17 protein-coding genes are annotated in these 20,533 nt (G+C 61.8%); 11 read left to right on the top strand and 6 right to left on the bottom strand.

Going from position 1 to position 20,533, the window contains the following annotated elements:
• Positions 1–110: 110 nt before the first annotated feature.
• Positions 111–776: a phosphoribosylglycinamide formyltransferase gene (gene purN, locus AB4072_RS00730; RefSeq protein ID WP_441964996.1), complete on the bottom strand. Its 666-nt coding sequence runs from the start codon at positions 774–776 to the stop codon at positions 111–113.
• Positions 776–1,843 carry a phosphoribosylformylglycinamidine cyclo-ligase gene (purM, locus tag AB4072_RS00725; protein ID WP_441964995.1) on the bottom strand — a complete coding sequence of 356 codons (1,068 nt, stop codon included), beginning with the start codon at positions 1,841–1,843 and terminating at the stop codon, positions 776–778. The genes purN and purM overlap by 1 nt, the downstream gene beginning before the upstream one ends.
• Positions 1,844–2,126: 283 nt before the next feature.
• Between purM and AB4072_RS00720 the strand changes: the two genes are divergently transcribed.
• The 7 genes from AB4072_RS00720 to AB4072_RS00690 all read left to right on the top strand — a co-directional run bounded on the left by AB4072_RS00720 (position 2,127) and on the right by AB4072_RS00690 (position 9,964).
• On the top strand, positions 2,127–2,657 hold the full coding sequence (locus AB4072_RS00720; RefSeq protein ID WP_441964994.1) for a CDP-alcohol phosphatidyltransferase family protein: 531 nt from the start codon (positions 2,127–2,129) through the stop codon (positions 2,655–2,657).
• Positions 2,658–2,686: 29 nt separating this feature from the next.
• Positions 2,687–3,769: an AI-2E family transporter gene (locus AB4072_RS00715; RefSeq protein ID WP_441964993.1), complete on the top strand. Its 1,083-nt coding sequence runs from the start codon at positions 2,687–2,689 to the stop codon at positions 3,767–3,769.
• A complete protein-coding gene (locus AB4072_RS00710; RefSeq protein ID WP_441964992.1) occupies positions 3,762–4,454 on the top strand; it encodes a hypothetical protein in 693 nt (230 codons plus the stop codon). The genes AB4072_RS00715 and AB4072_RS00710 overlap by 8 nt, the downstream gene beginning before the upstream one ends.
• Before the next feature lie 110 nt (positions 4,455–4,564).
• Positions 4,565–6,754 (top strand): RNA degradosome polyphosphate kinase, encoded by a 2,190-nt coding sequence (locus AB4072_RS00705; RefSeq protein ID WP_441965698.1) that lies wholly within the window; start codon positions 4,565–4,567, stop codon positions 6,752–6,754.
• 1 nt (position 6,755) lies between these two features.
• Positions 6,756–8,270 (top strand): exopolyphosphatase, encoded by a 1,515-nt coding sequence (ppx, locus tag AB4072_RS00700; protein ID WP_441964991.1) that lies wholly within the window; start codon positions 6,756–6,758, stop codon positions 8,268–8,270.
• Between the two features lie 250 nt (positions 8,271–8,520).
• Positions 8,521–9,144: a 2OG-Fe(II) oxygenase gene (locus AB4072_RS00695; protein ID WP_441964990.1), complete on the top strand. Its 624-nt coding sequence runs from the start codon at positions 8,521–8,523 to the stop codon at positions 9,142–9,144.
• 277 nt (positions 9,145–9,421) lie between these two features.
• A complete protein-coding gene (locus AB4072_RS00690) occupies positions 9,422–9,964 on the top strand; it encodes an NUDIX domain-containing protein (protein WP_441964989.1) in 543 nt (180 codons plus the stop codon).
• A gap of 27 nt (positions 9,965–9,991) precedes the next feature.
• Here the strand turns inward: AB4072_RS00690 and rnd are convergent, their stop codons facing one another.
• On the bottom strand, positions 9,992–11,146 hold the full coding sequence (gene rnd / locus AB4072_RS00685; protein ID WP_441964988.1) for a ribonuclease D: 1,155 nt from the start codon (positions 11,144–11,146) through the stop codon (positions 9,992–9,994).
• A 269-nt stretch (positions 11,147–11,415) separates the two neighbouring features.
• On the opposite strand from rnd, the gene aspS reads away from it, so the two are divergent.
• Genes aspS through AB4072_RS00670 form a run of 3 tightly spaced genes read left to right on the top strand, consistent with a single transcriptional unit; the run spans position 11,416 to position 15,192 of the window.
• Entirely contained in the window at positions 11,416–13,224 is a 1,809-nt protein-coding gene (aspS, locus tag AB4072_RS00680) for an aspartate--tRNA ligase (RefSeq protein WP_441964987.1), read from the top strand.
• Positions 13,225–13,237: 13 nt separating this feature from the next.
• Positions 13,238–14,104 carry a glycosyltransferase family 2 protein gene (locus tag AB4072_RS00675; protein ID WP_441964986.1) on the top strand — a complete coding sequence of 289 codons (867 nt, stop codon included), beginning with the start codon at positions 13,238–13,240 and terminating at the stop codon, positions 14,102–14,104.
• The gene (locus tag AB4072_RS00670; protein ID WP_441964985.1) at positions 14,101–15,192 is read left to right on the top strand and encodes an acyltransferase family protein; all 1,092 of its coding nucleotides are present in this window, start codon (positions 14,101–14,103) and stop codon (positions 15,190–15,192) included. The genes AB4072_RS00675 and AB4072_RS00670 overlap by 4 nt, the downstream gene beginning before the upstream one ends.
• Here AB4072_RS00670 and AB4072_RS00665 read toward each other — a convergent pair.
• Positions 15,164–15,784, bottom strand: coding sequence for a CatB-related O-acetyltransferase (locus tag AB4072_RS00665; RefSeq protein WP_441964984.1), 621 nt, complete (start codon positions 15,782–15,784; stop codon positions 15,164–15,166). The two genes, AB4072_RS00670 and AB4072_RS00665, sit on opposite strands and share 29 nt — an antisense overlap.
• Positions 15,785–15,902: 118 nt before the next feature.
• Here AB4072_RS00665 and AB4072_RS00660 point away from each other — a divergent pair, with 118 nt between their 5' ends.
• On the top strand, positions 15,903–18,197 hold the full coding sequence (locus AB4072_RS00660; RefSeq protein WP_441964983.1) for an NADP-dependent malic enzyme: 2,295 nt from the start codon (positions 15,903–15,905) through the stop codon (positions 18,195–18,197).
• Between the two features lie 7 nt (positions 18,198–18,204).
• On the opposite strand, the gene AB4072_RS00655 is transcribed toward AB4072_RS00660, so the two are convergent.
• Entirely contained in the window at positions 18,205–20,064 is a 1,860-nt protein-coding gene (locus AB4072_RS00655; RefSeq protein ID WP_441964982.1) for a hypothetical protein, read from the bottom strand.
• A gap of 85 nt (positions 20,065–20,149) precedes the next feature.
• Positions 20,150–20,476 carry an iron-sulfur cluster insertion protein ErpA gene (erpA, locus tag AB4072_RS00650; RefSeq protein ID WP_441964981.1) on the bottom strand — a complete coding sequence of 109 codons (327 nt, stop codon included), beginning with the start codon at positions 20,474–20,476 and terminating at the stop codon, positions 20,150–20,152.
• Positions 20,477–20,533: the final 57 nt, after the last annotated feature.

Here is a 20,533-nt window from a genome sequence, read left to right as displayed (position 1 = left end):
GTTCGTCCGGCCATTTGCGTTTCTAGGGAGCTACGTTGGTATCTCACCTCATCCTGAGGAGCAGCGCAGCCGCGTCTCGAAGGAGGTTCCAGAGAGCGCTGGACACTCCTTCAGAAGGGGAGAGGCCCTGAACTCGGCGAACGCAGCACACCGCTCGCGTCCCAGCCCTCGGCAAAAACGACCTGGCCGTTTTCCAACCGTGCCCGCCCGTCGCAAATCATGCGCAGCGCCTGCGGGTAGACCACATGCTCCTGCGCCAGCACCCGGGCGGAGAGGGTCTCTTCCGTATCGCCCGGAATGATCGGCACGACGGCCTGCGCCACGATGGGGCCGGCGTCGAGTTCCGGTACCACGAAATGCACCGTGCAGCCGTGAACGAGCACGCCTTCGTTGATCGCCCGCTGATGCGTATGCGTGCCGCGAAAGAGCGGCAGCAGGGATGGGTGGATGTTGATCATCTTGCCCGCCCAGCGTTCCACGAACCAGGGCGTCAGCACGCGCATGAAACCCGCAAGACAGATGAAATCGATGGCGTTCTCGGTCAGCGCCTGATCCAGCGCCTGTTCGAAGCTCTCGCGGGTGAGATGGGTCCTGTGGTCGATGGCGCGCGTCGGAATTCCCGCCTCCTGCGCCCGCGCCAAGCCACCCGCATCGGGCCGGTTGGAGAGCACCAGGGCGATCTCGCCCGGAAAGTCCGGCGCGCTCGCAGCCTCGATGAGCGAGGTCATGTTCGAGCCGCGCCCGGAAATCAGAATGGCGATGCGGCGGCGGGACATCAGAGTTTCAACGATCCCGAGGTCTGAACCGGCTCGCCGTCGGAATGCGCGATCGTCTCACCAATACGGATCGGCGCTTCGCCTGCGTCCTGCAAGCACTTCATCGCCTCGTCAACCTTGTCGGCTGCCGCAAAGACGATCATGCCGATGCCGCAATTGAAGGCGCGCAGCATTTCAGCTTCAGCCACGCCGCCGGTCCTGGCGAGCCAGCTGAACACGGGCGGAACTTGGATCGCGTCGAGATCGAGCCGAACGCCGACGCCCTCAGGGAGAACGCGCGGAATATTGTCCGGGAATCCGCCGCCGGTGATGTGGCACAGGGCGTTGATGCCGTCTGTCGCCTTCAGGGTGGCGAGAAGCGACTTCACGTAAATCCGCGTCGGCTCCAAAAGCGCCGCCCCGAGAGTCTTGTCTTTGGCGAACGGGGCCGTGTCCGTCCAGGCAAGGCCCGAGTGCTCCACGATACGGCGCACGAGCGAGAAGCCGTTGGAATGGACGCCGGAGGAGGGGAGCCCGATCAGCACATCGCCGGCCTTCACCGCCTTCGGCAGCAGCGTTCCACGTTCGGCCGCGCCCACTGCGAAGCCCGCGAGGTCGTAATCGCCCTTGGCGTAAAGGCCCGGCATCTCGGCTGTCTCACCGCCGATCAATGCGCAGCCCGCGAGGCGGCAACCTTCCGCGATGCCCTTCACGATGTGTACGCCCACTTCCGGCGACAGCTTGCCGGTGGCGAAATAGTCGAGAAACAGCAGCGGTTCCGCGCCCTGCACGATGATGTCGTTTACGCACATGGCGACGAGGTCGATGCCGATGGTGTCGTGAATGCCGGTATCGATAGCGATCTTGACCTTGGTGCCGACCCCATCATTGGCGGCAACCAGGATCGGATCCTTGAAACCGGCAGCCTTGAGGTCGAACAGGCCGCCAAATCCACCGATCTCGGCATCGGCCCCCGGTCTGCGCGTGGCACGCACCAGAGGCTTGATCTGGTCGACCATGGCGTTGCCCGCGTCGATATCGACGCCCGCTTGCGCATAGGTGAGGCCATTCGGCGGGTTCTTGGTCATCGGCAATCCCCGTTTGGGATGGGCAGTAAGGCGGGAGGGAGCCGGAGGCAAGGGCTATTCGGCTGAAGGGAGGCTGCGACCTGTTTTCTTCGTCCAGCGGGGGTGTTCGCTCCTCGTCCTGGAAGCCGCGTCTCGAAAGAGGTTCCAGTGCGAACTGGAGACGCCTCGCCCTTCGAGACGATGCTTCGCATTCCTCCGGGTGAGGCTGGGTCGGCTTGAAATTGAGGAAATTCAAACAGAACAGCGTTGCGGTCGCAGCGTCTGCGCGCCATCATCCCCAGCGATGACCATTCCGAATCTCATCACCATCGCTCGGCTCATTATCGTCCCGATCGTCATCGTCATGATCATGCAGGGGCGGTGGGTTTCCGCCTTCGTGCTCTTTGTGATCGCAGGCATCTCGGATGGGATCGATGGATTCATCGCCCGGCGCTTCAACATGCAGAGCGAATTCGGGGCCTATATCGATCCCCTGGCCGACAAGGCCCTTCTTGTTTCGATCTATGTCACACTCGCCATCGTTGGGGCGATCCCGAGCTGGCTTGCCATCGTGGTGGTATCGCGGGATGCGATGATCGTTTCCGCCGTGCTTCTGTCCTGGGTGATGGAGCGCCCGGTGGAAATCCGACCTCTCCTTGTGAGTAAGCTCAACACAGCGGCTCAGATCGCCTTTGCCGCCTTCGCCCTGGCCACCAATGCCTTTGACGTAAACCTTGGAGGACTTGAGGATATCGCCATGCTCACCGTGGCCGCCTTGACCGTCGCCTCCGCGAGTGCCTATCTCGCAGACTGGCTGCGGCATATGGCGGCCTGAATTCTCGTGTTTTAAGGAAACGAAGCCGGATGTCGCTTCAAAGGCAGCTCGTATTCTGGGGCATCGCGCTTGCGGTCACGGTCTTTCTGCTGACCACGCTGCGCGAGATCCTTCTGCCCTTCGTGGCGGGTTTCGCGCTCGCCTATCTGCTCGATCCCCTGGCGGACCGGCTGCAACGGGTCGGCGTCGGCCGTCTCGGTGCGAGCCTCGTCATCCTCGTCATCTTCGTTCTTTTGTTCATCGTCACGCTCGTCATCCTGATCCCGCTTATTGCGCAGCAGGTCGAGGCTTTCGTCGAAAAACTGCCCGGCTATGTGGCGCGTCTTCAGCAGCTTGCGATCCAGGAGGGCGGCCCTCTGCTGGAACGGCTCGGCGGATCCCGTGCGCTCTCGGAAATCCAGACCTCCGTCGGCAATCTCGTGTCGCAGGGGCTTCAGTGGCTCGCCGGTGTCTTCCAGTCCCTCCTGTCCGGTGGCCGGGCGCTCGTCAGCATCATGGCGCTTCTCGTCGTGACGCCGGTGGTGGCCTTCTACATGCTGGTCGATTGGGATCGCATGGTGAATACCGTCGATTCCTGGCTGCCTATGAAGCAACGGGATACGATCCGTGCGATCTTTCGCGACATCGACCGGGCTATCGCCGGCTTTGTGCGTGGGCAGGCCATGGTCTGTTTCATCCTCGGCACGTTCTATGCCGTCGGCCTGACCATGATCGGTCTCAATTTCGGAGCCCTGATCGGCATGGGCTCGGGGCTCCTGAGCTTCATTCCCTATGTGGGCTCGCTCACCGGTCTCATCCTCTCCGTCGGCGTCGCCATTGTGCAGTTCTGGCCGGATTGGACGTGGATCCTGGCGACGCTTGCCGTCTTCGTCTTCGGTCAATTCGTCGAGGGCAATATCCTCTCCCCCAAGCTGGTCGGCGATTCCGTCGGGTTGCATCCGGTTTGGCTGATGTTCGCGCTTCTGGCCTTCGGCACCCTGTTCGGCTTCGTCGGCCTGCTGCTCGCGGTGCCTCTCGCCGCCGCCATCGGGGTCATTGCCCGATATGCCCTTAGGGAATATCTGGCAAGCCCGCTCTATCGCGGAACGGACAAGGTCAATCTCGATGCGTGAGGCGCCCAAGCAACTCACTTTCGATCTGCCGGTCGATCCTCGTTTCGAACGGGAGGATTTTCTCGTCAGCCCATCGAACGAACAGGCCTATGGCTTGATCGAGCGCTGGCCCGATTGGCCCGATAACATCCTCATCCTGAAAGGTCCGCGTGGCAGTGGCAAAAGCCATCTGGCGGCGATCTGGGCGGCAAGCGCCCATGCCTGGACGGTCGATGCCTTCGAGGTGACGGGGGACAAGGTTCCGCACCTGATCTCGAACGGGACGCTCGCCATCGAGGATGCCGATCGGGCCGAGATGGACGAGGCGGCGTTCTTCCACCTCCTCAATCTCGCGCGGGAGCGCAAAGCCTTCATCCTTGTCACATGCGAAAAGTCGCCGGACGGGTGGGGGCTGAGAACGCCGGACCTTCTCTCGCGCCTGCGCCTCGCGCCCATCGTCACACTCGATGCGCCGGACGACGCGCTTCTGAAGGCTGTGCTCGTGAAACTCTTTGTCGACCGTCAACTCGTGGTCGACACCACGGTCGTGGACTACATTGCTCTCAGGATCGAGCGATCCCTGTCGAAAGCCTCCGACGTGGTGGCGGCTCTGGACAAGGAGGCCTTGAGCCGTGGGCGGCGCGTCTCCCGCGCCATCGCCGCCGAAATCCTCGGCACCGCGCAGGATACGGAAGAGAACGAGTGAAGACCTTGTCGTCGAAGCGTCGTGAAACCGTCATCAAATCCGAGGCAAAGCGAAATCCGCGAAAGAAGGCGGAGGCGGCTGTGAGTGGGCTTGTTCTGGAAGAAGTCGAGATCGTCACCGATGCGCCGCAACCTAAGGCGCCGCCGGATATCGAACTCGATGGAGCGGCCTTGAGGCAGTTTCCGCAGCGCTTCGTGAACCGGGAACTGTCCTGGCTGCAATTCAATCGCCGGGTGTTGGAAGAGGCTTCCAACGCCAATCACCCGCTTCTGGAGCAACTTCGCTTTTTGTCGATTTCCGCGGCAAATCTGGACGAGTTCTTCATGGTTCGCGTAGCGGGTCTGCGCGGTCAGGTTCGTTCCGGCGTCGGCACCTTGTCTCAGGATGGCCTGTCGCCGCAGGAGCAATTGACCAGGATCGCGGCTGCCGTGTCGAGCCTCGCCTCCGACCAGCAGCGCCGCTGGCGTGATTTGAAGGATTCTCTTCTGGAGGAGGGTATCGTCCTCATCGACGGGACGGGCCTGGCGAAGGCCGAGGCGGTCTGGCTTGAAGATTACTTCCTCAACCACATTTTCCCGGTGCTCACGCCGCTTGCCATCGATCCGGCGCATCCGTTCCCGTTCATCCCCAATCTCGGCTCGTCGATCGCCCTCAAGCTCGTGCGGCAGAGCGATGGCAAAGTGCTGAACGCACTGATCCGCTTACCGTCCAAGGTCGAGCGGTTCATCCGCCTGCCGGATCTCGCGGAAACAGGAGCAACCCGCTTCATCGCCCTCGAACAGGTAATCGTGCTCTACACCGCGCGCCTTTTTCCTGGCTACAGCGTGCAGGGGCAGGGTGCATTCCGTGTCATCCGCGATTCCGATCTGGAAGTGGAAGAAGAGGCGGAAGATCTCGTGCGTCTCTTCGAGACCGCGCTCAAGCAGCGTCGCCGCGGCAGCGTGATCAGGCTCGAAGTCGAAGCCGCGATGCCGGAGGATCTGCGCCAGTTCGTGGCCGAGGAATCCGAAATATCCTTCGAGACCGAGTTGTTCGTCGTCGAGGGCATGCTCGCGCTCAACGAATTGTCGCAACTCGTCGGGCTGGAGCGACCGGATCTCAAGTTCAAGCCGTATAATCCGCGCTTTCCCGAGCGCATCCGCGAGCATAGCGGCGATTGCTTCGCTGCGATCCGACAGAAGGACCTGATCGTCCACCACCCCTATGAATCTTTCGACGTGGTTGTGCAGTTCCTGCGGCAGGCCGCGCGCGATCCGAACGTGGTGGCGATCAAGCAGACGCTTTATCGAACCTCGCCCGATTCACCCATCGTCGCGGCCCTGGCCGAGGCGGCCGAGGCGGGCAAATCCGTGACCGCGCTCGTCGAGTTGAAGGCGCGGTTCGACGAAGAAGCCAATATCTTCTGGGCGCGCAATCTGGAGCGCGCGGGCGCGCAGGTGGTGTTCGGCTTCATCGAGTTGAAGACCCATGCCAAGCTCTCGATGGTTGTGCGGCGCGAGGGCGGGCAGCTCATCACCTACTGCCATGTGGGCACGGGCAATTATCATCCGATCACCGCGCGTATCTACACTGACCTCTCGTTCTTCACCGCCGACCCGGTGATCGGGCGCGATATTTCCCGCATCTTCAACTTCGTCACCGGTTACGCGGAACCCGCGCAGTTGGAGCGCATGGCGGTTTCGCCGCTGACCCTCAAGAAGCGCCTGCTGCAGCATATCGAGGAGGAGATCGCCCACACCAAGGCTGGACGATCAGGCTCGATCTGGCTCAAGTGCAATTCGCTCGTTGACCCCAACATCATCGATGCGCTTTACGACGCGAGCGCGGCAGGAGTGCAAATCGATCTTGTTGTGCGCGGCATCTGCTGCCTGCGGCCCGGCATCAAGGGCTTGTCGGAGAATATCCGAGTGAAGTCGATCGTCGGACGGTTTCTCGAGCACACCCGCATCTATGCCTTCGGCAACGGGCAAGGCCTCCCGAATGCCAAGGCACATGTCTATCTTTCTTCCGCCGATCTCATGCCCCGCAATCTGGAGCGCCGGGTCGAGTCGCTGTTGCCGATCCTGAACCCGACGGTGCATCAGCAGGTGCTCGATCAGATCATGCTCGCCAATCTCCTCGACAATGAGCAGAGCTGGACGGTTCTGGCGGACGGCACGAGCCGGCGCATCGTTCCCGGTAAGGCCGAAGAACCCTTCAACGCACATAAGTATTTCATGACCAATCCAAGCCTGTCCGGCCGCGGCAAATCCCTGAAAACATCGAGCCCGCGCGCGCTCGAGAAACGAGGGCAGCGCTGAGATGCCGTCACGCGAGGCTCAGGGACGCCTTAAGGTTGGCCGCCCGATTGCGATCATCGATATCGGTTCGAACTCGGTTCGTCTGGTGGCCTATGAGGGCATCACGCGCGCGCCGACGCCTATCTACAACGAAAAGGTGCTTTGCGGTCTCGGCCGTCACGTCGCGACGACTGGACGTCTGGATGACGACGCGGTTGAGCGGGCCTTGCGCGCTCTCGCCCGTTTCCGCGTGCTGTGCGAGACCATGGACGTCTCGAAGGTCTTCGTTCTGGCGACAGCCGCCGCACGGGACGCATCCAACGGTCCGGCGTTTCTGAAAGCGGCGGCCGCTGCCTGCGGGCAGAAAGTGCAACTGCTCTCAGGCGCGACGGAAGCGCTCTTTTCGGCCTTCGGCGTGGTCTCCGGCTTCTACGATCCTGACGGACTCGTGGGCGATCTCGGCGGCGGCAGCCTCGAACTCGTCGATGTGAAGGGCAAAGTGGTGGGCGAGGGCGTCACAATGCCCCTCGGCGGTCTCGCCTTGCAGGATCTCAGCGGCGGCTCTCTCAAGAAAGCGCAGAAGATCGTTCGGGCCGCGTTGGAGCGCCAGACTGAACATCTCGATCATTTGCGCGGACGCACCTTCTACGCGGTCGGCGGCACGTGGCGCGCATTGGCGCGGCTGCATCAAGCGGCGCGCGATTACCCGCTTCATGTCATGCACGGCTACACCATCAGGCCGGATGACGGGCTCGACTTCCTGCATCTGGTCGAGCGAGTGGAAGCAAAGACCCTGAAAGACATCGAGAGCATTTCGGAGGCCCGCCGCCCCCTCTTGGCCTACGGCGCCATCGTGCTCGAAGAGATTCTACGCCTGGGCCAGCCGAAAGAAGTGGCGATCTCGGCGCTCGGCGTACGTGAAGGGCTTCTCTACGACAAGCTCGACGCGGAGACGCGCGAGCGTGATCCGCTGCTCTCGGCGGCGGGCGATCTCAATCTCCTCCGCTCGCGCTCTGCTCGACACGGCGAAGAGTTGTGGGATTGGACCTGCCGGTTCTTCGAATCCGTCGGTTTGCCGGAAACCGAGAACGACAGGCGATTGCGCCATGCCGCGTGCCTGCTCGCCGATATCGGATGGCGCGCGCATCCGGATTATCGGGGCGAGCAAAGCCTCAATCTCATCGCCTATGGCGCGTTTTCCGGTATCGATCATCCCGGCCGTGCCTATCTCGCCCTCGCGATCTTCTTCCGGCATGAAGGACTTTCGCCGGACAAGGTCAGTTCCCGCATCAAGACTTTGGCTGGCGTGAAGTTGATGGAGCGCGCACGTCTTCTGGCGGCCTTGATGCGCATCGCCTATCCGGTCTCGGTGGCGATGGAAGGCATTCTTCCGCGTACGCCACTGATTGCGCGGGGCGAGCAGGTTGTGCTTCAGGTGCCTAGCGACTTGAAGGAGCTCGCCAGCGACCGCCTCATTGGCCGCGTGCGGGCACTTGGCAAGCTCTTGAACCTCGAACCGCGTATCGAAATCCTCTGACGGGCAGCGGCGTCGCGATGCGAACGCCAGTGAGGGCATTGCCCGGTCACGGTCGCGAATGGTAGAGACGAACGAAAGACGATTTTCCGGGGCGAGCAGGTTTTGATTCCTCGGAAATCAAGAGCCCTGCGGCTATTGCCGCATCTCAGACTATCGTCGCATTTTGGGTCGGTTGAATGGACCCTAGTTGTGTGGCGCGCCTCCTGCTACCCTGCGCTGCAGATAAATCGAAAAGTCGAGGAACTGAAAGATGTCGACCATTGACCTCAACGCAATTCGAAACGCGAAGCGTTCGAGCGATCCTTATGATTTCTTGTTGGGATCCAGTCTGCTGAAGGCCGATGCCATCGACGATCTTCGCCGCGATTTCCCGAACATTACGAAACCCGGCTATCTGACCGTCGATGAGGTCAACCTTCACGGCCGCTTCAAGACCCTGATCGAGGAGCTCGAAGGGCCTGAATTGACGGAAGAACTGTCGCGCAAGTTCGGACAGGATCTGCATCAATTCCCGCGCCTGACCACCATCATGAAGCGCTCGCAGCCGAAATACGGTGCGATCCACACCGATGGCCCGTCCAAGGTCATGACCATGCTCGTCTACATGAATGACGACTGGGGCACGGATGACGGCGGACGGCTGCGCGTTCTCTACAACGGGCAGGATTTCGAACCCTTCGCGATGGAAGTGCCGCCGGTCATGGGTACCGTTTTCGCCTTCCTGCGTTCAGACAATTCCTGGCACGGGCACCGCCCCTTCGTCGGCGAGCGCAAGGTCGTGCAGATCGCGTGGGTCAAGAGCCAGGCGGATGTCGAGCGCAAGAAGAAACACAACAAGCTCGCGCAGGTCTTCAAGGGCATTTTCGGGCGCTGAGAGCCCGTTTGGAATTATGCGCAATTCGCTCTCCTCTCGTCATTCCGGGGCCGCGTGAGCGGAGCCCGGAACCCATAACCGCAACCGTTCAGAATTTTAAGCAACGGGTTGGATTGCGGTCTCATCAGGACTGGCCAGCGGTTCTGGGTTCCGGGCTCGCCTGCGGCGCCCCGGAATGACGGTGCTGAAAGGCGCTAAACTATTTACAAGCTGACGCTAACGTTTATTCAACCCGAACCATGGTGTCCTCGACATTCACGTTGAGGACACTTGCCGCATGGCGCCGGACATCAGAACGACCGCGACCCGTCTCGTCTATGAAAACCGTTGGATGCGGGTGCGAGAGGACACCATCGTTCGGCGTGACGGATCGAGCGGAATCTACGGCGTCGTCGAGAAATCCGATTTCGCGGTGATCGTGCCCGTCGAGAACGGGGTGATCCATCTCGTCGAGCAATATCGCTATCCCGTTCAGGGCCGCTATTGGGAACTCCCCCAAGGCTCGTGGGAGCAGACACCCGGCATGGACCCCCTCGATCTCGCCCGCGCGGAACTGCGAGAGGAAACCGGCCTTGTCGCGCGGCGTATGACGCATCTAGGCCATCTCTTCGAGTGCTATGGCTACTCGACGCAAGGCTATCACATCTACCTTGCGCAAGATCTAGAACCCGGCGATGCGAACCGAGAACGCGAGGAGCAGGACATGATCTCCCGCAGCTTCCCGATCGGCGAAGTGCAGGAGATGATCCTTCGCGGAGCAATCAAGGATGCCGCGACGGTTGCGGCTTTTGGGTTGATGCGACTGAAGGGGCTCCTTTGAGAGCGCCTCCAGCTGCCGATCAATCGACTATTCAACCGGCCTCAGCGCCACCCGTCCGCGATCCAGCACGAGGCTCAACTGGCCGCCCTTCAAGGCGAGCGCCTTGTCCCCGAACAGGGTGCGCCGCCAGCCGTGGAGGGAGGGGACGTCCGCCGTGTCGCTCTCGGCGATGGCTTCCAGCTCTTCGACGGTGGCGATGATCTTCGGCGCGACGCCTTCCTGCTCCGCGACCGCCTTGAGCAGCACCTTCAGCAGTTCCACGACGGATCCCGATCCGCCACGCCCGCGGCTGCGTTCGGGCAGGGGGATGGTTGCCGGGTCGCGGGCAAGGCCGCGCTCCACGGCTTCCAGAATGTCGCCGCCGGTCTTGGACCGCTCGAAGCCATTGGGGATGGAGCGCAGGCGTCCGAGTGCTTCGACACTGCGAGGAGCGGAGACGGCGATGTCGATGAGGGCATCGTCCTTCAGGATGCGCCCGCGCGGCACGTCGCGATTTTGCGCCTCGCGCTCGCGCCATGCGGAGATTTCCATGAGAACGGCGACTTCCTTCGCCTTGCGCAGGCGTCCGCCGAGGCGCTTCCAGGCGTTTTCCGGGTCGGCCTGATAGGTCGCGGGTGAGGTCAGGACAGACATTTCCTCGCTGAGCCAAGCCACCCGACCGCTCGCCTGCAACTGCGCCATCAGCGCCTCGTAGACCTGCACCAGATGGGTCACGTCGGACAGGGCGTAGGTCAATTGCGCGTCCGTCAGGGGGCGGCGTGACCAATCCGTGAAGCGGGAGGACTTGTCGACCCGTGCCTTGGCGAGATCGTTGACAAGTTGCTCGTAGGAGACTGAGTCGCCATAGCCGCAAACCATGGCCGCGACCTGGGTGTCGAAGAGCGGGTGAGGCACGAGCCCCCCAAGATTCCAGACGATTTCCAGATCCTGCCGGGCCGAATGGAAGACTTTGGTGACGCTCTCATTGGCCATCAGGGCCATGAAGGGGGCGAGATCGAGATCCGGGGACAGCGGATCGATCAGATACGCATCCTCCGGCTCGGGCCCCGCCATCTGGATCAGGCAGAGCTTCGGGTAATAGGTCGTCTCCCGCAGGAACTCCGTGTCGACGGTTACGAACGGATGCGCGGAAAGGCGGTTGCAGGCCTCGGAAAGGGCCTCGGTCGAAATGATCAAATCCATGAGGATGTCTCTTAGCTCAAGCTGGGCGATGAAGCCACTCCGCTATCGAACTCGCCCGGCTCGATGGATGCGATTGCGATTTCACCATGCGAACGCCGTGGTTTGTTGGGCGGGTTTCGCATCGGAATCCTAGGATTCCCTTCTCTCGGCAGGATCCGGCTCCAGGATTCGATCCTAAGTGGGGAGAGGTCGATCCTTTCGCCCTTCCTTCTTGACATCCCCCGGCCGCCATGAATGTTGCGCTCAACATCGTTTCAGGCAGGCAGACCATGCACCGTTACCGCTCCCATACCTGCGGCGCGCTCCGCGAATCCCATGTCGGCGAGACCACCCGGCTGTCCGGCTGGTGTCACCGTATCCGCGACCATGGCGGCGTGTTGTTCATCGATCTGCGCGACCATTACGGCATGACGCAATGCGTGATCGATCCGGATTCCCCGGCTTTCAAACTGGCCGAGACCGCCCGTTCCGAGTGGGTCATCCGCGTCGACGGCAAGGTGCGTAAGCGCCCGGCGGGCACGGAAAACACCGAACTGCCAACCGGCATGGTCGAGGTCTATATCACCGAAATCGAGGTTCTTGGTCCGGCAGCCGAACTGCCGCTGCCGGTTTTCGGCGATCAGGAATATCCGGAAGAGACCCGTCTCACCTACCGCTTCCTCGATCTGCGCCGCGAGAAGCTGCATCAGAACATCATGAAGCGCGGCGCCATCATCGATGCGCTTCGCCGCCGCATGAAGGAAAGCGCGTTCTTCGAATTCACGACGCCGATCCTGACGGCCTCGTCGCCGGAAGGCGCGCGCGACTTCCTCGTGCCGTCGCGTCTGCACGCGGGCAAGTTCTACGCGCTGCCGCAGGCTCCGCAGCAGTTCAAGCAGCTCATCATGATCTCAGGCTTCGATCGCTATTTCCAGATCGCGCCCTGCTTCCGCGATGAAGACCCCCGCGCCGACCGCCTGCCGGGCGAGTTCTACCAGCTCGACGTGGAAATGAGCTTCGTCACGCAAGAAGACGTGTTCACGACGATGGAGCCCGTGATCCGCGACACCTTCAAGGAATTCGCTGAAGGCAAGCCGGTCACCGAGACCTTCCCGCGCATCAAGTATTTCGATGCGATGTTGAAATACGGCTCGGACAAGCCCGACCTGCGCAACCCGCTTGTCATCTGTGACGTGTCTGAGGTGTTCACCCGCGAGGACGTGTCCTTCAACGCGTTCAAGAACGTCGTCAAGTCGGGCGGCGTCGTGCGCGCCATTCCCGCACCCGGTGCGGCTTCGCAGCCCCGTTCGTTCTTCGACAAGCTCAATGATTGGGCCCGCACGGAGGGTGCGCCCGGCCTCGGCTATGTGGTGTTCGAGGACGAGGGCGGTCAGATCGTCGGCAAAGGCCCCATCGCCAAATTCATTCCCGAGGAAGCGCTGAAGATCATTCGCGAGAAGGCAGGTCTGAAGGCCGGAGACGCGGTGTTCTTCTCGGCAGGCAACGAGGACAAGGCCGCTTCGCTTGCGGGCAAAGCGCGTGTCCGCATCGGCGATGAGCTGGGTCTTGGCGACAAGAACCAGTTCGCTTTGTGCTGGATCACGGACTTCCCGCAATATGAGTGGAACGAGGACGAGAAGAAGATCGACTTCTCGCACAACCCCTTCTCCATGGCCGATATGGATCACGACGCCTTCATGGCGCTCGACCCAATGGACAAGGACAAGATCCTCAGGATGACCGCCCTTCAGTACGACATGGTCTGCAACGGCTACGAGCTGGCCTCGGGCTCGATCCGCAACCATCGTCCCGACCGGATGGTGAAGGCCTTCGAGATCGCCGGTTACGGCGAGAAGGAAGTCATGGAGCGCTTCGGCGGCATGTATCGCGCGTTCCAGTACGGCGCGCCTCCGCACGGTGGCATGGCGGCGGGCATCGACCGCATCGTGATGCTGCTCTGCGGTGCGATCAACCTGCGCGAAATCACCCTGTTCCCGATGAACCAGCGCGCCGAAGACCTCCTCCTCGGCGCACCTTCCGACGTGACGCCGAAGCAGCTCCGCGAGTTGCACATTCGCCTGAACGTTCAGGAGAAGTGAGCGTCAAAGCACAATGACCCTTGTCACCGCCATCGTCGTGGCCTTCGACAGTGCGGAAGCCCTGCCGGAGTGCCTCGGCGCTCTGAAGGCGGAGGGGCTGCCGGTCATCGTCGTCGACAATGCATCGACCGATGACACAGTGGTGGTTGCCGAGCGCTGCGGCGCGCAGATGATCCGCAACGCGAAGAACGAAGGTTATGGCCGCGCCAACAATCTTGGCGCGCGGGCGGCGGCAAGCGAGTTCGTTCTTGTCGTCAACCCGGATTGTATCGTCGGGCAGGGGAGCGTCGCTGCCCTTCTCGACGCCGCGCGACGCTATCCTGATGCGGGCCTGTTCGCGCCGCGCATCGTCGAGCCCGATGGGCGGGTATTTTATCAGCCGCGTTCGCTGCTCTCATCCTATCTCCCCAATCCTGATGGCAAGCTCGTCCTGCCCGAGGGCGAAGCCTGCGCGCCGTTTTTCTCCGGGGCCTGCTTCCTGGTCCGGCGCGATCTTTTCCTTCGCCTCGGTGGGTTCGATGAAAACATCTTCCTGTTCTACGAGGATGATGATCTCTGTCGCCGGGTCGCGGATGCCGGTGCGGCTCTCGTCTACGTGCCCCAGGCGGTCGTGCGCCATGCGCGCGGCAAGTCAACCGGGGCTAAGCCTGGTCGGGTCTTCAAATCCCGTTGGCATCAGGCCTGGTCGCGGGCCTATGTGAGCCGGAAATACAATCTGCCCAACCCTGCGCCGGTGATGTTCGCCATCAATGCTTTGAAGACGCTCGGCGTTTCTCTCACCCTTCAGCGCGGCCTGATCGAACGCTATGGTGGCTCGGCGGCGGGAGCCTACGCCTCCTTGAGCGGGCGCACGGCTCTGGAAGAGGAGGGGCTGTCATGAGTTCGCTCTGGTCCATGTCTCCCACCGTCTCCACCGCCATGGCGCAGGAGCGGAACAATTTCACCGTGATCCGCTTGTTGCTGGCGCTCGCCGTCGTCGTCTCCCACGCCGTCAGCGTGACAACGGGAAGCGTCGCCGACGAACCGCTCGCGGCCTCCACTGGCTTCACGATGGGCGAACACGCAGTCAATGGCTTCTTCGCCATTTCCGGTTTTCTCGTCACCATGAGCTTCGACCGGCGCGGCTGGCGGGATTATGTCATCGCACGCACGTTGCGCATCGCGCCGGGGCTCATCGTGGCGGCGCTCGCCGTCGGACTTCTGCTTGGCGCGGCCATGACGAGCCTGCCTTTGGGCCAGTATTACAGCAGCGCCGATCTGTGGCGCTTCGTGACCGCGACGCTCACCAGCTTCAAGAGCAACATCGCTCTTCCTGGCGTCTTCAACGACAACCCGCTCCAGTTCCCGATGGGCACGGTCTGGACCCTCAAATACGAGGTGCTGTGCTATGCGGGCGTGTTCGTGCTCGGTCTGGTCGGGCTGCTGCGCTGGCGCCTCGCATCGGCCATCCTCGTCATCGGTCTGTTCGCGGCGCTCGTCGCGCTCGATCAGTTGCACCCTGACGCGCCCAAGGGAATCGAGACGGCTCTTCGCCTGCCGCTCCTCTTCGCGATCGGCGGCGCGCTGTATGTCTGGCGCGATACTTTGCGTCTTTGCTGGCCGTTGGTCTTCGCTCTTGCCGTCATCACCTGGTCTGCCCATGGGACGGCTCTCTATAAGGCGCTGCTGTTCACGAGTTCGGCCTATGGCATCCTCTGGCTCGCCATGGCCCCCGAAACACAGCGCTTCGCCTATGAGCCGAAGGCGGATCTGTCCTACGGAACGTATCTCTACGGTTGGCCGATCCAGCAGGCGCTCCACGCGCTGTTCCCGACTGTCGCCGCCATCGTCCTGCTCGGGCCGTCGCTGGTCATCACCCTTGCGGTGGCGGCTCTGTCCTGGTTCAGGGTCGAGAAGCCGGCACTCGGGTTGAAAGCGCGGGCCCTCAACGGTCGTGTGCTCAAGACGATTGAGCCCGCAGCGCCCTGACGGCGGCAATCAGATCCTGAATGCGCTCGCTCTGCAAAAGCGGGATCAAACCGGCGACCTGCTCTTGCGGCAAATCCCACCACGCCGTCTCCAACAGGGCCGCAATGGTCGCCTCGTCGAAGCGATAGCGAATGATCTTCGCCGGATTGCCGCCGACGATGGCGAAGGGCGGCACGTCCTTCGTCACGACCGCATGGGCGGCGATAACGGCCCCGTGGCCGATTGTGACGCCCGATAGGACGAGGGCTCCCGAGCCCAGCCAGACATCGTGCCTGATCACCACATCACCGCGCGTCGTATGGTAATCATGGGTCGCCGGAGCCGTCGGCCAGAGGTCGCGCAGAGCTGAAAAGGGGTAGGTCGTGACCCAATCGACCCGGTGATTGCCGCCGAGCATGATCTCCACCTTGTCCGCAAACGAGCAATACCGGCCGATGGCGAGCCTCGCCCCGGCCTCCGGAAACCGCACCTTCGGGCGACCGTAGCTGAAGGGGCTGATATCGTAGCCGTATTTTTCAACCAGCCGGCTCAGATGCAGCCGCGTCTGGTTATGGGGATTGCGCCAGTTCTTCAAGCGATGCCTGAGTCTCATCGAATGCATACCACGTGAGGCTCAAGGCCGTTGACGGAAGGGGACAGGGCGCGCACAAGAGCGCCCACAAAACAAATCGCCAAAACAAATCGCTTGGGCGGAAAAAGGAGTGTTTGGGATGGCTGACAACATCTCGCAGGATCTGAAATCGGGTGCGCTGTTCTATCATCGCTACCCGCGTCCAGGAAAGCTCGAGATCCAGCCCACCAAGCCGCTTGGAAATCAGCGCGATCTGGCGCTGGCCTATTCCCCCGGCGTGGCGGCCCCTTGCGAGGCCATTGCGGCGGATCCGGCGGAGGCCGCGAACCTGACGGCCCGCCAGAATCTGGTTGCCGTGATTTCGAACGGCACGGCGGTTCTGGGCCTCGGCGATATCGGTCCGCTCGCCTCCAAGCCGGTGATGGAGGGCAAGGCGGTTCTCTTCAAGAAATTCTCCGGCATCGACGTGTTCGATATCGAGATCGCCGAGAAGGACGCAGGCAAACTCGTCGAAGTCATCGCGGCCCTGGAGCCGACCTTCGGCGGCATCAATCTCGAAGACATCAAGGCTCCCGAATGCTTCGAGGTGGAGGAGCGTTTGAAGGCTCGCATGGGCATTCCGGTCTTCCATGACGATCAGCACGGCACCGCGATCATCGTGGGTGCTGCCGTCACCAACGCGCTCGAACTCGCCGGCAAGAAAATCGGCGATGTGAAGATCGTGACCTCCGGCGCGGGCGCGGCGGCGCTCGCCTGCCTCAATTTGCTGGTGTCGCTCGGCGCGAAGCGCGAGAACATCTGGGTCACGGATATCGAAGGCGTTGCCTATGAGGGGCGCGAAAAGCTCATGGACCGCTGGAAATCGGTCTATGCGCAAAAGACCGATGCCCGCACGCTCGCCGATGTCATCCCTGATGCCGACGTGTTCCTCGGCCTGTCGGCGGGTGGAGTGCTGAAGGCGGAGCTCCTCGCCAAGATGGCCCCGCGTCCTCTGATCCTGGCGCTTGCGAACCCCTATCCGGAAATCATGCCGGAAGAGGCGGAGGCCGCGCGGCCGGACGCCATGATCTGCACCGGGCGCTCGGACTACCCGAATCAGGTCAACAACGTCCTCTGCTTCCCCTACATCTTCCGCGGCGCGCTCGATGTGGGCGCAACCACGATCAACGAGGAAATGAAGGCGGCTGCGGTCAAAGCCATTGCGGCGCTCGCCCGCGAGACGCCTTCCGAAGTTGTGGCGCGCGCCTACGGCGGCGAGGCGCTTCCCTTCGGCAAGAAGTCCCTTATTCCGAGCCCGTTCGACCCGCGCCTTATCCTGCGTATCGCGCCTGCGGTCGCCAAGGCCGCGATGGATTCCGGCGTCGCGACCCGTCCGCTCGAAGATCTCGAAGCTTACGCGGATTCGCTGACCCGTTTCGTCTTCCGCTCCGGCTTCATCATGAAGCCGATGGTCGCCAAGGCGAAGGCAGATCCGAAGCGTGTCATCTTCGCCGAGGGCGAGGAGGAGCGGGTTCTTCGGGCGGTCCAGGTCATCGTCGAGGAGGGCATCGCCAAGCCCATCCTGATCGGGCGTCCGAATGTAGTCGAGGCCCGCATCAAACGGTTCGGCTTGTCCATCGCCATGGGCCGCCATTTCGAGCTGGTGAACCCGGAAGACGATCCGCGCTATCGCGACTACGTGGCGACGTATGTTGAAGCGGCGGGCCGCAAAGGCATCACGCCCGACGCGGCGAAGACGCTGGTGCGCACCAACAGCACGGTCATCGGTGCGCTGGCGTTGCGGCGTGGTGATGCGGATGCGCTGATCTGTGGTGTCGAAGGGCGATTCCAGTCCCGCCTCAAGCACATCAAGGACATCATCGGTCTCGCGCCGGGCGTCCACGAGATGGCGGCTCTCTCCCTCGTCATCACGTCGAAGGGGGCGTACTTCCTCGCCGATACTCATGTGCAGTTCGATCCGAACGCGCAGCAGATCGCCGATATGACGATTGCCTGCGCGAGCCACGTGCAGCGCTTCGGCATCGCTCCGAAGATTGCGCTTCTCTCGCATGCGGATTTTGGCGCGGCGGATTCCCGTTCGGCGATCAAGATGCGGGAGGCTCTGGCGCTTATCAACGAGCGCGCGCCGGATCTCGAAGTCGATGGCGAGATGCAGGCGGATGCTGCGCTCTCCGAGATGATCCGCGAGCGCGTCTATCCCGCGTCTCGCCTGAAGGGCGAGGCCAACGTCCTCATCATGCCGAACCTGGACGCGGCCAATATCGCGTTTCAGTTCACGAAGATCTTGGCGGATTCGCTCCCTGTCGGCCCGATCCTGATCGGCCCGGCGAAGCCCGCGCATATCCTCACGCCGTCGGTGACGGCGCGAGGCATCGTGAACATCACGGCAATCGCTGTGGTGGAGGCGCAGGCGCTCGTGGAGAAGGGGGCCTGACGGCCCCTTATTCCGCCTTTGCCGAGATATCGAGTTTCTCAAGAATGGCGGCCGGTTCCGACTGCGCCGCCAGCTCGACCACGCTGAGCCCTGCCGGGTCTTTCGACTGTGCCTTGATGGTGAGGCGGCCGGGCTTGGCGATGAACTTCGCGATCACCTGACTCAAGGTTTCGGCCTTGTCGGAATTTCCGAGAAGCGAGGGAATAATCATTGCGGCTGCTGCGCCGTAGGTGCGACGCAAAGCTTCGGGCTTCGTCTTTTGCTCTCTCGCTTCGCTGGCGAGATAGCGGTCGAAGAGGCCCTTGTTCTCGATGAACAATTCGGCCGATTTCGCCTTTGCCGCCATAGCGGCAACGGTAGCGACGGCGGTATCCGCGTTGAAAACGTCTTTCGTCACATTGCCGAGCGTGCCCCGCAGAGACACCTGTCCCATGTCCTTGCCCTCGAAGGACAGGTCGCGGATCGCGATTTCGTTCGTAGTCTCGTTCCAGGCGGACGAAATCAGGAAGGACAGGTCGAGATCCTTGTAACCGAGAGCGAGGAGATCCTTGATCCCATCCTCCTTGCTTGTCGGCGGTAGCGTCATGGCGAAATGCTTGATGCCGAAACGCACATTGGTGGCAACGCCGTTCATCGGCTTGTCGGCGGTGATCTCCAGATCCTCGATGGACGCCTTGATCTCCTCGGGCTTTTTGTTCTTATCCGCCTTGCCGACCGCTTCGACTGAGAAGCCCGACATGCGCATGGTTCCGATGGTCGGCACAAGACTGCGCAGAGCCGTTGCGTCAAAATCGTCGAGTGCTTTGCCGCGCAGGGCGCGCAGTCCATTCAAGGTGGCGTCGAAGGAAAAACCGGTGAAGCTGATCGTATCGATTTCCACCTCTCCGTTGTCGCCGGAGAAGTGGATGCCTTCGATGCGCGCATCGGCAGATCTGCCGTTACTTGCGCTGGTATAAGTCATGCGGTCGATATGGCCGTTGGCGTCATCCGCCGAATTGTCGGTGATGTCGACATTCGCTATTTCGACGGAGCCGATGTCCATCGCACTCAGCAAATCAGCCATGGATGACAAAAGCCGTCCTTCGTCTTCTTTGCTCAGCTTATCGGTCTCTGAAAGTGCGGTGAGAAGTGAAATTGTGCCCGACCAGGAATCCTGAGTGGGCCTCGCTTTGAAGTCTCGTCCATTGACACTTTCGATCTTGGCGACGGAGCCATTACTTGCGGTCAGGACGATGTTCTCGACAGCGAAGCTGCCGTAGATCTTCGCCAACGGCTCATTCGGAGTGCCTGCCTTCTCCAGATAGAGCCGTGCCATGGCGGCAAGATCCAGTTCGCTGATGGTTGAACGGCCCTGCGTGACCGTGCCGATGCCGTTCTTCTGGCTCATTTCCTGCACGGCCGTATCCGCCGCAATCGTCGCGAGACGCCCTTGCGCAATGTCGGAGGCGACGATGTTCTTGTAAGTCGTGCGCTGGGTGAGATCTGCGATCTTCTGCTCGACGATCAGTTCGGGAATGACGATCTGCTTTGCGCTGAGGCGGCTCAGGCGTTCGGCGAGGGGTGCGGCGGAGGCTGGGTTGAAGATGGCCTCGACATCGGCACGAGAGGAGGTCACCCCGGAGAAGTCGATTTTTTTGGCGCGGTAAGTCGCCGAACCGACGATCAGGCTGACGTTCTCAAGGGTGAAGGTATCGGCGGATTGCGCGAAGGCCGCGCTCCAGAGCGGAACGCGAATTGTACCGATGGAGACGCGTCCCTGGCCGAATTCGTGTGAGACGCCCCGTACGGCCACCGGCTCGAAAGGGAGAGCACTTGAGCCGACAATAAGCGCGAGCGCGCAAACGCTCGTACGGAACGGGACCTTCATGATTTCTCCTCGGGCGGGCGTGATGCCTACCCTTGGCATCAAATGCACATTACGCAAAGAGAGGTGTGGGCTGAAATGCCTAGTTTTACAGCGCGAAAGACGTTCCGCACCCACAAGAGGCGACCGCGTGCGGGTTTTCGATCTTGAAGGACTGGCCGATGAGGTCGTCAACGAAGTCGATCACCGAGCCTTCCATGTATTGCAAGGAAACCTGATCCACGAGGACCGCTGCGCCGTCGCGCTCGACCATGACATCGTCGTCCTGCCGGGCACGATCCACCTCGAAGGCGTATTGGAAGCCGGAGCAGCCGCCGCCATTGACGCTGATTCTCAGCATCGAGCCGGAGGGTTCGGACGCCATGATCTCATGAATTCTGCTGGCGGCGCGTTCGGTGAGGGTAATATCGGCCATTGCTGTATCCGGTCTTGGACAACCACTTGAGTCCAAGGTAAGTGCCACAAGACTAAG

This window comes from Microvirga sp. 2MCAF38, from assembly GCF_052115485.1.
GTDB lineage: Bacteria > Pseudomonadota > Alphaproteobacteria > Rhizobiales > Beijerinckiaceae > Microvirga.
The sequence above is the reverse complement of the archived record's forward strand: the minus strand, read 5'-3'. Positions and strand labels throughout refer to the sequence as shown.

Excerpts from the sequence above, each read along its gene's own strand:
- AB4072_RS00695 (WP_441964990.1), top strand. The coding sequence starts at position 8,521 with ATGTCGACCATTGACCTCAACGCAATTCGAAACGCGAAGCGTTCGAGC.
- AB4072_RS00675 (WP_441964986.1), top strand. The coding sequence starts at position 13,238 with ATGACCCTTGTCACCGCCATCGTCGTGGCCTTCGACAGTGCGGAAGCC.
- AB4072_RS00715 (WP_441964993.1), top strand. The coding sequence starts at position 2,687 with ATGTCGCTTCAAAGGCAGCTCGTATTCTGGGGCATCGCGCTTGCGGTC.
- erpA (WP_441964981.1), bottom strand. The coding sequence starts at position 20,476 with ATGGCCGATATTACCCTCACCGAACGCGCCGCCAGCAGAATTCATGAG.
- ppx (WP_441964991.1), top strand. The coding sequence starts at position 6,756 with ATGCCGTCACGCGAGGCTCAGGGACGCCTTAAGGTTGGCCGCCCGATT.
- aspS (WP_441964987.1), top strand. The coding sequence starts at position 11,416 with ATGCACCGTTACCGCTCCCATACCTGCGGCGCGCTCCGCGAATCCCAT.
- purM (WP_441964995.1), bottom strand. The coding sequence starts at position 1,843 with ATGACCAAGAACCCGCCGAATGGCCTCACCTATGCGCAAGCGGGCGTC.
- AB4072_RS00655 (WP_441964982.1), bottom strand. The coding sequence starts at position 20,064 with ATGAAGGTCCCGTTCCGTACGAGCGTTTGCGCGCTCGCGCTTATTGTC.
- rnd (WP_441964988.1), bottom strand. The coding sequence starts at position 11,146 with ATGGATTTGATCATTTCGACCGAGGCCCTTTCCGAGGCCTGCAACCGC.
- AB4072_RS00670 (WP_441964985.1), top strand. The coding sequence starts at position 14,101 with ATGAGTTCGCTCTGGTCCATGTCTCCCACCGTCTCCACCGCCATGGCG.
- AB4072_RS00665 (WP_441964984.1), bottom strand. The coding sequence starts at position 15,784 with ATGAGACTCAGGCATCGCTTGAAGAACTGGCGCAATCCCCATAACCAG.
- AB4072_RS00710 (WP_441964992.1), top strand. The coding sequence starts at position 3,762 with ATGCGTGAGGCGCCCAAGCAACTCACTTTCGATCTGCCGGTCGATCCT.
- AB4072_RS00690 (WP_441964989.1), top strand. The coding sequence starts at position 9,422 with ATGGCGCCGGACATCAGAACGACCGCGACCCGTCTCGTCTATGAAAAC.
- AB4072_RS00720 (WP_441964994.1), top strand. The coding sequence starts at position 2,127 with ATGACCATTCCGAATCTCATCACCATCGCTCGGCTCATTATCGTCCCG.
- AB4072_RS00660 (WP_441964983.1), top strand. The coding sequence starts at position 15,903 with ATGGCTGACAACATCTCGCAGGATCTGAAATCGGGTGCGCTGTTCTAT.
- purN (WP_441964996.1), bottom strand. The coding sequence starts at position 776 with ATGTCCCGCCGCCGCATCGCCATTCTGATTTCCGGGCGCGGCTCGAAC.